This is a genomic window from Rhodococcus sp. HNM0563, assembly GCF_012726195.1.
GTDB lineage: Bacteria > Actinomycetota > Actinomycetes > Mycobacteriales > Mycobacteriaceae > Rhodococcus.
Map to the genome: position 1 here is coordinate 1 of NZ_JAASAF010000019.1, position 12,810 is coordinate 12,810.

Genomic DNA, 12,810 nt, shown 5'->3' on the forward strand with positions numbered 1-12,810 from the left:
ACACACGCGCCCGGTACGCAATCCCCAAGTCCCGCAACAATGGGACCAACGACCACCCATCACCCGCAATATGGTGGGCTACAAGTATGAGCGTATGCTCTTCGCTTGCCATCCCTGCAAGCAGTCGGGCCGCAATTGGTAGTTCCTTCTTAAGATCGAAACAGTGATCCGCTAGCGCACCAGCAACGTCATTGAGTTCGCTGTCGACAATCTCGAGAAGGATCCTCGATCCCGTTGGCTCCAATATTCTCTGGTACGGGACTCCCTCGTCCTCTTCGAAAATAGTGCGCAGTACGTCATGTCGGTCGACAACATCGTTGATCGCTCGCGAGAGCGCATCGACATCGAGCGGGCCGGTCAGCTTGAGAGCAAAGACCATATTGTAGCCGGTGGAAGCTTCTCCGACCCGGTGGAGAAACCATAGCCGCTGCTGAGCGAAGGACAAGGGTGCGTCCTGCGACCGATCGCGCGGAACGAGCTGCTGACGGCCTGTGGCTACCGGCGCGCGGAGGTGAGGTGCGAGGGCCCTCACTGATTGGCCCTCGAATATCGTGCGAATGGGTAGATCTACGCCGAGCGTCATCCGTAGCCGATTGGCGATCTTGGTGGCTAACAGCGAGTTGCCGCCAAGATCAAAGAAATTGTCGTCGATGCCGACATGGTCTACAGCGAGTACTTCGCCGAAGATCCCCGCTAGTGCGGCCTCGTTCTCTGTGGTGGGTCGTGCATATACCGTGTCTTGCGAGCGAGGCGTGATTGGAGGTTGCCAGTGCAGAAGCGGCTCGTCACCCCGCAGCGAGTTGTCCGTGCCCATCAAGGCTTCTACAGACCAGTTCTCAGACATCGCGATCGAGACCTTCTCGGCCAGATCTGCGAGGTCGCCTGCATACCGATTCAGGTCAGCATCAGAGAACGTGTCTGCCTCGGCCTCAAGGTGCACCACGACTGATACATCCGAGTACACGATAAGGGACACCGAAAGGTTGTCGAACGGCCCGATCGCGAGTGGACGAATTCTCGCGGATTCCCCGAGACGAGGATCCGCTGAGAACGGCACGACGTTCACAATCGGGCCGAAGAATTCCGGGCCCTCTTGAAGCACGCCGGCCACACGGCAGATCTCCGGGCTGGCAAGTTGACCATGTTCAAGCGCAACGACAACCTCGACATTGAACTCGCGTAACCATGCCGCTACCGCGGCTGCGTTGTCGAGCGTGACCTCCAGTGGGATCCTGTTCGCGAGTAAATTTGGCCTATCGCCGATCGACCCATTCCGATTAGCGACTGGAATCTGAATGTAGAAGCGTTGTCGGCCTGTCTGTTTCGCGATCATCAAAGCGCCCAATGCGGCCAGTGCCGATGGGAGCGTGATTCCGTTGCGCTTTGAAGCGACGCTTAGTCGGGTAGTCACGGTAATCGGGAGTGTCAGTTCAAGAGAACGTACGGCCTGGTCGCCGTGAGGTTTTACCGACCGAACGGTACCAACCGAACGAACTGCATAATTGGCCCAGAACTGTTCGTCATCCCGCCGCTTGCTCGAACGACGATACTCGTTGTCGGCATCCGCCAACACGGACAGCGTAGATGTGCGCCCTTGTGGGGCTCCATCGTAAATGTCGCCGATCCGACCCACAAGCAACGCGAGACCTGCGGCGTCAATCACCACATGGTTGAACACCAAAACTATGTAGTAGCGCCTGGCTTCCACCCGCAGGATCGCAACTTTGAACAGAGGGGAGTCGGTGGGTGGAATCACCTCGTCCGCGAGACTCTTCGCCCAGGCCAGTGCAGCCGATTGCGGAGACTCATGCCTGGTGAAGTCTCGGTGACTCGGACGCCAGTCCTCGAATGAATGGGCCACCTGAACTGGGCCATCGCCGGAGTCTGTTATGCGGACAAGAAGGTTCTCGTTCTCGTGCAGGGCAGACCGGATCGACCTTTCGAGCTCAAGGGCAGAGATAGAGCCCGAGATGTCTATGTACGCGGCGAGATTGCGCAGGGACGTATCGCTGAACTGCTGTGCGTACCAGATTGCCTGCTGGGCAGACGTCAGGGCGAACTCGCAACTCGAGACCGGCATGTGACCTCCATTAATGCGCTTAGGTGAGGTGATGAGGCGGGCTCGCACTCTCGACACACACGTTGGGCCCACACGCCGAAGCGCAGAATCGGTGCGTCGCCGCCACGAGGGCCAGCGCCTACGGTTTCTTGAATACAGCGAATCGGCCATATCCCGATCGTCAATACAAGCCGTGCGAAAGTTCTAAACGGGGAGGCGGTACGCACTGCAATTCAGCCGAGGCTTCTCGGTGCCAACAGTGACCCCGCTGTCAGCACTGTCGCGATGCCGACAACGGGGCGCTCCACTCGCAAGGGAGTAAATGTGCTGGGGCTAGTGCAGCACTGGACAGCCGCCTTTGAAATCGACATCGAATTGTTTGATGGCGTTGAGCCATCCCGACCGCAACCGTTTCGGGTCTCCCAGCTTCGTGATGTCGGGCATGTGGTCTGCAATTGCGTTGAAGATCAAGTCGATTTCGAGCCGGGCGAGATTCGCTCCGATGCAGTAATGCGCCCCGGTCCCTCCGAATCCCAAGTGCGGATTTGGGTCTCGAAGGATGTTGAACTCAGTCGGCTGGTCGAATGCTTCCTCATCGAAGTTCGCCGATGCGTAGAACATTGCTACTCGGTCGCCCTTTTTGATTTTCTGCCCACCGAGCTCGGTATCCGCGAGCGCCGTGCGTTGGAATGCGGTGACAGGCGTAGCCCACCGCACGATCTCGTCCGCGGCGGTAGCCGGCCGTTCACGCTTGTACAGTTCCCACTGATCGGGGTTGTCCAGGAAGGCGATCATTCCGTGTGTGATTGCGTTCCGTGTGGTCTCGTTTCCTGCAACAGCGAGGAGAATCACGAAGAATCCGAATTCCTCGGAGCGGAGTCCGTCACCGTCGATATCCGCTTCGAGCAGCTGGGTCAGAATGTCGTCGGCGGGGCACGCGCGACGTTGCTCCGCCATCTGGTATGCGTACCCAAGGAGTTCCGTCGAAGCGACCTGTGGGTCGCCTTCGAACTCTGGATCGTCGTAGCCTGTCATCTGGTTCGACCAGTCGAAAACCTTGCGTCGGTCCTCCTGCGGGATGCCGATGAGTTCGGCGATCGCTTGCAGGGGAAGCTCACTAGCGACCTTGGTGACGAAATCTCCTGCTCCGGACTCCAACGCCTCGGCGACGATTTTCTCGGCGCGGTCGTGGAGGTTCTCTTTCAGGCCGGCGATCGCTCGTGGGGTGAATCCACGGGAGATGATCTTGCGCAGTTTGGTGTGTTCGGGGGCGTCCTTGAACAGGAGGATGTGCCGTTGCAGTTCGATCGCCTCGCGGGGGATGTCGTCAGCGAAGCGCGGGATGGCGGTGTTGACCCAGGTGGAGTAGACATCGTCTCGCGATATCTGCTTGACGTCCGCGTGGCGGGTTACAACCCAGTATCCCTCGTCATGGAACCCGCCAGTCTCCGGGGATTGCGGGCACCACCAGACAGGCGCGGACTGCCGAAGTTCCGTGAACTCCGCATGGGGTACGTGCGTGCTGTAGATCGAAGGATCAGTGGGATCGAATCCTGGCTGAATCGTGGGCGTTGACACTCGCGCTCCTCTGCTGATGTGGTTTGTGTCCACCTTGCCAATCAGTCGAGCTGGTCGTATTGGCGGATTCGTCCAACGTTCAGAGTTCTGTTGTTCGGTCTGCACAAACCGTGCTTGGCGGCCAGCCGAAAGCATCGACGCAGTCGAGGGCAAGCTCAGTCGAAACAGCATGCTTGTCAAGCCGTCTACCTAGACGTTGCTCGATCTGTTGCACGCGGTATCGGACAGTGTTTTTATGCACCCCCAATTCCCGCGCTGCGGCTTCCACATTGCCCGCATGAGACAGCAGCGCGCGAAGGGTCCTACGGAGCTTTCCCGATGTTTCGTCGTGCTTCAGGATCCCAGCCAGCTCTCGCCCGACGAAGACGGTCATCGATTGCGGCCGTTGAGACAGCATAGAGACGATCTCAACTTCTCTGTATCTCGTGACCGAGTGACTCCTCTGAGAATGCATAACGACGTGCTGGGTCGCTTGCGCTTCTTGGTGCGTTTGCCGGAAGCCTGATACCCCGCGGCCTGGTTGGCCAAGCGCAACCAGAAAGCCCGGGGGGACCTGTAACGGGTCGATTTCCAGCTCGGCCTCAACTCGACTGGCCATCCAGACCCACACTGCTCGTGTCCCGGCTGGATGGCAGAGCACGTCTATCGGATCCGCAGATCGGGCCAGCCGTATTGCCAGTGGTTCCAAAGACGCGGTATCGATCTGGTGGTCCTCATCGCTACTCCACAGAGTGAATGCAGTCGACCAACGATGCAACGGAAAGTTGAGGCGAACCGTCGCATCTTCCGTCCCTAAATCTCCCCCGTCCAGGATTCGTCGAATTGTCTGCATCCGCATCGAGAAGGCACCGCGAAGGATCTCTTCGCGTTCGGCGGTGTAGGTATCAGAGAGCTCCTTAATCAAGGAGCTCATCAGTTCACTTGTCTGATCCCACATAGCCACAACAAGTTCAGCCCGGAACTCGGGAGGCAGGGTTGAGCGCGGTCCGGCGACCGTCTCCACAAATCGCCGCATCGCGTTGTGAACCGCATGATACAAGTGCGTCAATACGCCAAGTTCCAGCCCGCGACGAGCGACTGTCCGTGCCAGGGATCTCGCTTCCTCCCCCGCCGGGAAGGATTCAGTCTCGCGTGTCTGCCCGAATGCGACGACGAGATGAAACTGACTACGGACAGCCGAATGCAGGTCACGACGGATGTCGATATCACGTGCTAGCTCTGGCACATCGGTACCGATCGACGAAGTAAGATCCTCTATGATCTGCTCGATAGCTTCGGGCGACTGAGTACCGGCAACAAACTCGCGCATCCAGTCCCGCGCTCGCGAGGGCCCCATGGAAACTACCTTCCTTACCAACGGTTTTTCGCCATGGTAAGCGCACAAGGTGAGTGGCGGTGGACGACACGTGAATGCTATTGGCGGTATAGGCCCGGACAGCGGTCTGCCGGTTCCGGTGTCGCGCGGGCCGACTTGGTGTTGCTGGTCGGGCCGCGAGGAGCCCACCCCGGGTGTGCAGGGTGGGTTCCTCGGAACAGCCTGATCAGGCGGGCTGCAGGAGTCGGTAGGCGTTCTGCTTGGTGCCTACCGAGTCCGGATTGTTGAACTGACGAGCGGCCCTCGCCTGGTCTGCGGTTTCACCTGCGCTGGTGCGTACGCCGCGACCCCAGTCTTCCCATTCGATGACCGCGTTCAGCGCAGCCCACTGGGTCATACGACCTTCTTCCTGAGTGGCAGCAGTGCGAAACAGTTGCAGCAGGTCGCCGTGGCGTGTCTCCCAGCGGGTGACCGCGGCTTTCTTGCTCTCGTCCGGCTTCGGGTACAGCGTGTCGATGTAGCTGATGAACTCGCCGAACGTCATCGGCTGCGAGATAAGCATTTCCGCCACTGCTGCAAACTCCTTTGCGTACCGCATCGCGCCTTGGAGCAGCACCTTCGCCGCGTCCATCCGGTCGTGCGCCGACGCAGTGTGCGGAATTGACCAGCGCTGCGCGCTACCGATACCGATCGTCATGCCGTTTGTGCACACGAGACGCTTTCCGGTGACCTCGCCGACGATGCTGCCCGAGCCGTCATGCGAAGTGCGAAAGACGATCCCAAAATCGACAAGGTCCGAACCTCCGACATGCACGCGCGCTTCCGGCAGATCCATCGTCAGGAACGTCTTGCGGCCATGCTCGAGTTCACCGGCGTGGGCGAAGGTCGCACCGAGCAGTCGAGCGTCGTCGGCTAGTGCGAATGCCTGTGCGTTGGAAACCGGGGTGTAGCGGGAGCCGACGACAGCGAGGCCCTGATAGGTGTCGTCGCGCATGATCATGCGCATTCCCGGCAGGGAAGTGCTGATCACGCCCGTCTCACCGAGGAGCGTCATGTTCTCGGTGTCGTGCACAGTCAGGCCCTAATCGAGTCCCGCCATGTGCAGCGCATCGGCGGTGTTGGTCGTCGCCGCGATGTCTGTGCCGAGCACCGCCTGTGCGGGGAGTCGGTGAGCAGCGCGGGAAAGTGTCGAGGGAATGGTCATGGTTTCCTCCAAGTGGTCGGGCCCTTGTGGGCTTCGTGAACTCCGATGCCACGAATATTGCCCAGCTGCCCTGACACGTGCGGCACGGCCAACCTCACCCCGGTGACGTTTCCTCAGCTCGTGGGCATGCCGGCGACTTCACTGAAGCGGACAGGATCAGGCGGCTACTACTGAGATGCCGTTGTCGCAAACCTGCTGAATCCATCGCAGAGCTCTCCCGGAGGGCGGCCACCAGCGCATCAAGCCACCAACCAGGACGAGAACTGGCCAGCGTGCTTCTGAACGCACTGCGAGGGCCCTACATTCTGGTGGGAAGCGTGAATCCCCCGACATCGAGCACTTGGTGTGCCGCGGTGATCTGCCCGGAGATCGCATCGATGCAGTCGTCGCGGGCCTGAATCTGTGGGGCGTCGGCAATGCTGCGCAGGTGCTCGCGCGCAGCTGGGGTCAGTAGCTGGGCGTCGAGCTCTGCGACCTGTTCGGCGAGCTTCACCAGTTCGGAGGCAGCATCCTGCAAGGTCCTCTCCTGTTCGGACAGCGCCCGGTCGGCCTGCTCGGCTTCCACTACGGTCGACTCCCTCAATGTCTGCCAGTCCTTCGGCGTACCAGGCCAATTGGTGTTCAACAGTCGCTCATCGAGTTGGCAGGCCATCCATACGACCTGCCAGGTTGCCTCCGACAGGTGCCGCCCGATTACCGCGGGGGCACCGAGGCTGCCCTGCTGGAGCGCGGCGGACGCGAAGATTCGGCCTTGCGCAGCAACCGCCCGATCGGCTTGCTCACGCACCTCCGGATCGATCAGCTTCCCTCGCGCCAGCTCCAACGGTCCGGTTTGGCGTTGGAGTATGACCACCGCGTGGCGAGCATCCCCAAGTCGGCGCTGATAGGCGCGGCGTCCCCACAGCACCACCGCAACCGGCCCCATCACGGCAACGACCAGGGCAGCTTCCGGACCAACGACCGAGATGAGTGCGACGAACAGGACAGCAGCGCACACAATTCCCGCTGACCAGAAATATGTTTCGGACCGGTCGTGCCATCTGCTCAGCTGCGCGTAGCGGCGATCTACAGGGTGATCGACCCTGGAAGGGGTCACGATCACGAGCCAAGTCCCCATGCGGTCGGTCCTCATCTCACTGCCCTGCCTGTCTTTCTCGGTGCCGGCCGAGGCGGTTTGGAGTCTTCTCGCAGGGCCTGACTGTGTGCCTCTGCTGCCAACGTCGGGTAGGCCTCAGCGATGGTGCGAAGGACACGTCCTTTGATTACCGCCCCGACTGCGGCCCGGTCCTCCGGTGATGCAGCGTCGCTGATGAAGTCGCGGTGGGCGTCGTAGGCACTGCACGCGTGCCGGAGATAGTTCACGCAGATACGTGCCATGAACTTCTCGTCGGAGGCGAAATCCGCTGCACGCTTGCCGGGGTTGCGGGCGTTGTAATGCGCGGTGGACAGGCGGATCAGCCGGAGCAGGGTCATCCTCGGAACGCTGACGTCGACGATCCGGGCAGCCGCCAGAAGTTCACCCCGCGATGCGAGGCGATTCTGCCGCTGCGCAGATGTTCCGGCGCGGGGTCGTGTGGGGGGTCGCTCACTCACTGTCACACCTCTCTTCATTCAGTACGCGCGAGGTCATCATGCAGTCCCCCGTTCGGGCGGAAGCGGCGCCGCGAGCGGCGGAACACCCGAAGTGCACCTGCCACGATGAGCCGACCTACAGACGCACCAGAGGGGAAAGAGCATGCGCGAGCGGATCGCAGCGGTAGGGCGATGGATCGGCAACCACCGGCGGCACACGCTGATTGCAACAGTGGTCGTCGCGGTGATCGGAGTGGCCGTCACCTCTCTGGTCATATTCGGGCGCGACGACGACCTCGCCGTCGACATGCATGCCTATGACGAGCAGATTCTTTCGATCAACGACATCCCGGTCCGCACCTTCATCGGGTGGGAAGAACAGGACCTGGTGACGCGGCCGGCACCGGCGCAAACGCCGGAGAGTATGTCTGCTCCCGACAGTGGACAGTGTGTGCCCGGCGGGGAACTGCAGACGCGGGTGCATGAAATGGTGGTTACGGGCACGAAGTGGGCGGGATCCAGGTTCGTGAATCCTGCAGCCGCGCAGATCGTCAATGTGCAGCTGTCGAATTCGGAGCACGCTGACCCGGTAGTGATCGACGCGTGGCTTGAGGCGTGCGTGAGGACGCGTCTGGTCACCGGCGGTAGCGAGGAAGAGATGCAGTTGTCTTCGTTGCCGGTGACTCCGGCGTTCTATCGCCTGGACGAGGCCCGGGTGTATGCCGTCACTGTCGCGGGTGAACGCACTGTGACCACGATGTACGGATGGGGTCGGGCGCAGGACGTGACGATCCAGGTCGATTACACGTTCGCCGGCGAACCGAACGACGATACGATCGCGCAGTTTGATGTGGTGTGGCGTGCGCAGGCCGGCAAGCTGGTCGGTATGCAGGAGGCTGGCGTGTTGTAGATATCTGCGGTGTGGGCTGCGTGGACAGCCACCGAGCCGCTACACACTGGTGCCCCGCCCTGAGTCGGATCCGGGCGGATTCCAGGGGTCGTCGCAACACCAAGCGAACTAGACAAGTTCTAACAGACGCTCGGCTGGGGTATCCCAGCCGAGCGTCTTGCGTGGGCGGCTATTGAGCTTCTGCGCGACGTGCTCGAGGTCTTCGAGGCCGTGGATAGATAGGTCCGTGCCCTTGGGGAAGTACTGGCGCAGCAGACCATTGGTATTCTCGTTCGATCCTCGCTGCCAGGGTGACGCGGGATCGCAGAAGTAGACCGGGACACCGGTGGCCACTCGGAACGCCTTGTGCGCAGCCATCTCTGCACCCTGATCCCAGGTCAGCGAGCCGCGCAGATGCTCGGGCAGCGTGCCGATCAGAGTAACGAGGACGTCGCGGACGGCTTCGGCCGTATGTTCGCCGGGAAGATGCCCGAGCATGACGTAACGTGTGGACCGTTCGACGAGGGTGACGATTGCTGTCTTGTTGCCCGCGCCGAGCACCAAATCGCCCTCCCAATGCCCTGGGACAGCACGGTCCTCAACCTCCGCCGGGCGTTCGCTGATCATCACCATCGGATCAACGAACCGGCTGGTGCGTTGCTCAGGCGAGCGATGCGGCTTACGGCGGGCTCGGCCGGTGCGCAACGCGTCAGCGACCTCACGTTTCAGCCCGCCGCGAGCCTGGACGTAGATCGCCTGGTAGATCGTCTCCGTGCTCACCTGCATACTCTCGTCATCCGCGAAATCTCGCGACAGGACGCCGCTGATCTGCTCCGGAGACCATTGTTCCCTCAACCGGTCCGACACGTAATCCCGCAGCCGCCCGGACTGGGCAAGTTTCGCCGGCTTCGGGCGCATCCGTTTCGCGGCGGCGTCGCGATGAGCACCATGCGGCAGATAGACGCCGTCCGTCGAGCGCGTGTCGATCTCGCGTTTGATCGTCGATGCCGATCGTCCCAGTTTTCGGCCGATCGCCCGTAATGACCAGCCGAGCCGCTTAAGATCAGCGATCGTCTCTCGTTCTTGAAGTGACAGCAGCCGCGATCCGACTTGCTCCGGAAGCGTCGACGGTGGACTCGTCATGGATCTCATCGTCGTCGCGTTGGTGGTGTAGTCCACAAACGTTCCGTCGGGATAGAGCCGACCGCGTTTCAGTCGTCGGACTCCACGGTCCCAGTCCCTGGCCGTCCGGATGTTGATTCCTACATGTTCTGCCGCGGCCTTCCTGGTCAGGCCCTCCCTGCGTAACGACAGGAATTCGGCTTTGCGAGGGTCCTCGGTTCGCCTCGAAGAGACGCCAGCTGCACGCGCCCACGCGTACGCGGTATTGCGATTGATACCCAGGTCTCGCGCTGCTGGGGTGACGCTCTTGACCACATCGAGCAGGGCGAGGAACTCCTCGCGTTTGTCTGTAAACGACACGGTGATCGCAACCTCCCGAAACTCGGGGTGTTGCGACCACCGTTAGAACCCGCCTCCGTGGCGGGGCACCAGTGTTCGGTGTGGGGCCTATCGCGTAGCGGCGTCGATGATGTCCTGGGGCAATCCGCATGTGTCGGCAGAGTCGATACGCGGTTCGTGGATGTCGGCGACCGGTGCAGAATCGCCCGGCTGACCGTCGCGGTTGTACTCGGAGACCTCGAGAGCTGCAGCGATCTGTTCGGGAGTAAGACCGGCACGATGCTGGTCGAGCACGAACTCGGTGTACGGCAGGCACACCCACTGAGTGACCGCACTCGGCGCTGAAAGTTCGGTGAACGACTCAGCTACTGCAGCGTTCCACATGAAGAACCATACGGCGGCGACCAGGAGGATCACGGTGCTGGCGGTTGCGGAGATGGCGGTGATGATCTGCGCAATGGGGCTTTTCGGACTGTAGGTATCGGACATGTGTGTGTGTCTCCTCTGGAGGCTGTGGGTTGGGCGGTGACGTTGACGAGCAGTGATGGAGGGACGTAGCTGTTCAGCTTCCTCCGACGAACTGGCGTGGCCGCGGCTCGGACGTACGCGCGAACTCACCGAGGAACGTTCTCGGAAACGCCCATCCGGCTCGTCCGTGCCGACTCTTCAGGCCGAGAATCGTCAGCTCATCGGGTGTTTCTGTCGCGCCTTGAGGATCGACAGCGTGTGGGCGGTGCAGCGCAAGGATCAGGTCGGCGGCTTCTTCGAGACCTCCGGAACCCTTCAACTCGCTCGACTTCGGCGGTCTGTCGGCGTCTGCGGAGTTGCGGTTGAACTGCGCGGCGGCTACCACGTGGATGTTCATGTCCTTCGACAAGGCTTTGAATCCGTTGGCTATGTCGGAGATCTGCTGGGACCGTGGCTGCGACGCTTGCTGTGCATCGGACGCCTCGGTCAGTTGGATGTAGTCCTCGAACATCACGTGCAGATCGCTGCCTCGGGCCTGGAATTTCTTCCGGGCCGCGGCCGTCATCCGCCGCATGCGGGGCAGTGTGCGGGTCGTGTCGTCGATGACCAGATTCCATGATGCGACCCTGGCCATGGATTCGGACACCTTGTCCCATGCCAGATCCGACAGCTGACTGGGATCTTTCAACTTCTCGCGATGTAGGTTGGCGCACTCTGCGACCACAAGCAGCTCGGTGATCTCGGCGGCGGTCTGCTCGAGGGAGAACAGGATGACCCCGGCCCCAGACTCGCAGGCCGCCCGCACCCAGTCGACGATCGCAGTGGTCTTTCCAGTTCCAGGTCGGGCACCGAGGATGGTCAGCCGACCCGGCTTGAGCCCCTTGACCAGCGCCATACTGTCCTGACCGCCGTCGAGATCCTTCCATCCCGTGGGGACACCGTCGAGCGCACCGGGGCCGCTCTCGAGCCGCACTTGCAGTTCCTGCCGCAGTTCCTGTACTTGCGCTCCGATGTCAGGGACTGCTGCCGCCTGGAATGACGGGGTGTCGAATATCCCGGCCAGCCGGACTTGCACCTCGTCGATGGTGGCGAGGTGCCCGTCCCGTATCAGGTCCAGTGCCTGCTCCATCTGAGTTGCGAGCCGTTGCATGTGCTCTCGGTTCGCTAGCGCTTCGAGGTGTTGTTGAGGTGCGCGTGCAGACGCTGATAGCGACGTGGTCGTCATCGCTGCCAGTGCAGACGGTCCACCGACCTGGCCGAGCGCGTTGTGTTCGGTGAGCTCGGCGGCGACGCTGGGCAGGTCCACTGGCCGGTTCTCCGAAACCAGTGTGCAGATCACCTGGAATACCGACCGGTGTGCCTCGGTGGCGAATGCCGCTGGTGAAAGCGCAGACACGGTCTGAGACAACAGCGATTCGTCGTCGCCCTCGAGAATTCGGCCGAGCAGGACTTGTTCGGCTACGAAGATTGTTTCACTCACGTCCGGTACCGTCGCTCGCACTCGATTGCCCTGCGGCATCATCCAGTCCCCCGGTCATACGGCCGCGGCTCTACGCACACCGACCGCGTCCCGCAGTTCGCCCACCTCAGTAGGGAACGCGTCGGGGAGGCAGAGCGTCGAGTTCGGGAACGGTGGGGTGTCTACATCCAGGGACGAGATCATGATGACTGCACCCGGCCATGGCAGTGCCCACGGATGTGTGTGCGCCGGAGCCGGGTATGTCTTGGTGGCCAGCGAGTCGACGATTCGGCAATCGTCGGTGAGTAGCTTGAATCGCCTCGCCCGCAGCTTCACTGCTTCCCCGGAATTCCGGTTGTCTCGAGGAGAGAGCGCGTCCTGGACCGCACGCAGGAGCTTGTCGACATCTGGTGTGGTCATCGGTGCGCACCGCGGGACCGCGTCGTCCACGACGGGCTCGACGGGCTCGACGGGCTCGACGGGCTCGACGGGCTCGACGGCCGAGATGTTCACACGCCGAGGTGCGGGCACGGTTAGCGCGACATGCAGCCGCACCGGCCCGTCGATCGGCGTCCAGTCCGAGCCGCCCACGCGCAGCGCCTCCTGGGTGATCCTGTCGCGCCACGCGCGCAGCTTCGGACCGTTCTCGTGCTTGACCACGCCCGCCGCCACCGCACGCATCGAACCTTGAGTGACGGGAGTTCCCCCCACAACCAGCCACATCGTGTGTCGGAATGTGTCAAGGCGTTTGAGTCCAACGGGAGTTAGGCCGCGGCCTGATCGGCGCCGGGTTGGTCAGGTTCGG

The 12,810-nt window shown here is 61.7% G+C and carries 12 protein-coding genes; 1 reads left to right on the forward strand and 11 read right to left on the reverse strand.

Annotated features, from left to right (window positions below; genetic code table 11):
• From HCA61_RS25675 to HCA61_RS25700, 7 genes are all read right to left on the reverse strand, one after another.
• Positions 1-2,080: condensation domain-containing protein (locus HCA61_RS25675; RefSeq protein WP_169691026.1), on the reverse strand; the 2,080-nt coding region annotated here is incomplete at its 3' end.
• A 312-nt stretch (positions 2,081-2,392) separates the two neighbouring features.
• Entirely contained in the window at positions 2,393-3,637 is a 1,245-nt protein-coding gene (locus HCA61_RS25680; RefSeq protein ID WP_346777651.1) for a cytochrome P450, read from the reverse strand.
• 79 nt (positions 3,638-3,716) lie between these two features.
• Positions 3,717-4,973, reverse strand: coding sequence for a helix-turn-helix domain-containing protein (locus HCA61_RS25685; protein ID WP_169691028.1), 1,257 nt, complete (start codon positions 4,971-4,973; stop codon positions 3,717-3,719).
• Between the two features lie 205 nt (positions 4,974-5,178).
• Positions 5,179-6,024, reverse strand: a complete 846-nt coding sequence (locus HCA61_RS25690) for a DUF932 domain-containing protein (RefSeq protein WP_169691029.1) — start codon at positions 6,022-6,024, stop codon at positions 5,179-5,181.
• Positions 6,025-6,033: 9 nt separating this feature from the next.
• A complete protein-coding gene (locus HCA61_RS26710; protein WP_277352066.1) occupies positions 6,034-6,156 on the reverse strand; it encodes a hypothetical protein in 123 nt (40 codons plus the stop codon).
• Positions 6,157-6,454: 298 nt separating this feature from the next.
• The gene (locus HCA61_RS25695; protein ID WP_169691030.1) at positions 6,455-7,273 is read right to left on the reverse strand and encodes a hypothetical protein; all 819 of its coding nucleotides are present in this window, start codon (positions 7,271-7,273) and stop codon (positions 6,455-6,457) included.
• An 11-nt stretch (positions 7,274-7,284) separates the two neighbouring features.
• Entirely contained in the window at positions 7,285-7,749 is a 465-nt protein-coding gene (locus HCA61_RS25700) for a hypothetical protein (protein ID WP_169691031.1), read from the reverse strand.
• Between the two features lie 142 nt (positions 7,750-7,891).
• Here HCA61_RS25700 and HCA61_RS25705 point away from each other — a divergent pair, with 142 nt between their 5' ends.
• Positions 7,892-8,638, forward strand: a complete 747-nt coding sequence (locus tag HCA61_RS25705; protein ID WP_169691032.1) for a hypothetical protein — start codon at positions 7,892-7,894, stop codon at positions 8,636-8,638.
• Between the two features lie 108 nt (positions 8,639-8,746).
• On the opposite strand, the gene HCA61_RS25710 is transcribed toward HCA61_RS25705, so the two are convergent.
• The 4 genes from HCA61_RS25710 to HCA61_RS25725 all read right to left on the reverse strand — a co-directional run bounded on the left by HCA61_RS25710 (position 8,747) and on the right by HCA61_RS25725 (position 12,686).
• Positions 8,747-9,910 carry an IS30 family transposase gene (locus HCA61_RS25710; protein ID WP_169691036.1) on the reverse strand — a complete coding sequence of 388 codons (1,164 nt, stop codon included), beginning with the start codon at positions 9,908-9,910 and terminating at the stop codon, positions 8,747-8,749.
• Between the two features lie 276 nt (positions 9,911-10,186).
• Positions 10,187-10,567, reverse strand: a complete 381-nt coding sequence (locus HCA61_RS25715) for a hypothetical protein (RefSeq protein ID WP_169691033.1) — start codon at positions 10,565-10,567, stop codon at positions 10,187-10,189.
• Positions 10,568-10,640: 73 nt separating this feature from the next.
• Positions 10,641-12,026 (reverse strand): replicative DNA helicase, encoded by a 1,386-nt coding sequence (locus HCA61_RS25720; protein WP_169691034.1) that lies wholly within the window; start codon positions 12,024-12,026, stop codon positions 10,641-10,643.
• A 54-nt stretch (positions 12,027-12,080) separates the two neighbouring features.
• Positions 12,081-12,686, reverse strand: a complete 606-nt coding sequence (locus tag HCA61_RS25725; protein ID WP_169691035.1) for a hypothetical protein — start codon at positions 12,684-12,686, stop codon at positions 12,081-12,083.
• Positions 12,687-12,810: the final 124 nt, after the last annotated feature.

What these genes read in the sequence shown, in the direction of transcription:
- HCA61_RS25685 (WP_169691028.1), bottom strand. Translation starts at nt 4,973, where the DNA reads ATGGGGCCCTCGCGAGCGCGGGACTGGATGCGCGAGTTTGTTGCCGGT.
- HCA61_RS26710 (WP_277352066.1), bottom strand. Translation starts at nt 6,156, where the DNA reads ATGACCATTCCCTCGACACTTTCCCGCGCTGCTCACCGACTCCCCGCA.
- HCA61_RS25695 (WP_169691030.1), bottom strand. Translation starts at nt 7,273, where the DNA reads ATGGGGACTTGGCTCGTGATCGTGACCCCTTCCAGGGTCGATCACCCT.
- HCA61_RS25705 (WP_169691032.1), top strand. Translation starts at nt 7,892, where the DNA reads ATGCGCGAGCGGATCGCAGCGGTAGGGCGATGGATCGGCAACCACCGG.
- HCA61_RS25715 (WP_169691033.1), bottom strand. Translation starts at nt 10,567, where the DNA reads ATGTCCGATACCTACAGTCCGAAAAGCCCCATTGCGCAGATCATCACC.
- HCA61_RS25725 (WP_169691035.1), bottom strand. Translation starts at nt 12,686, where the DNA reads ATGCGTGCGGTGGCGGCGGGCGTGGTCAAGCACGAGAACGGTCCGAAG.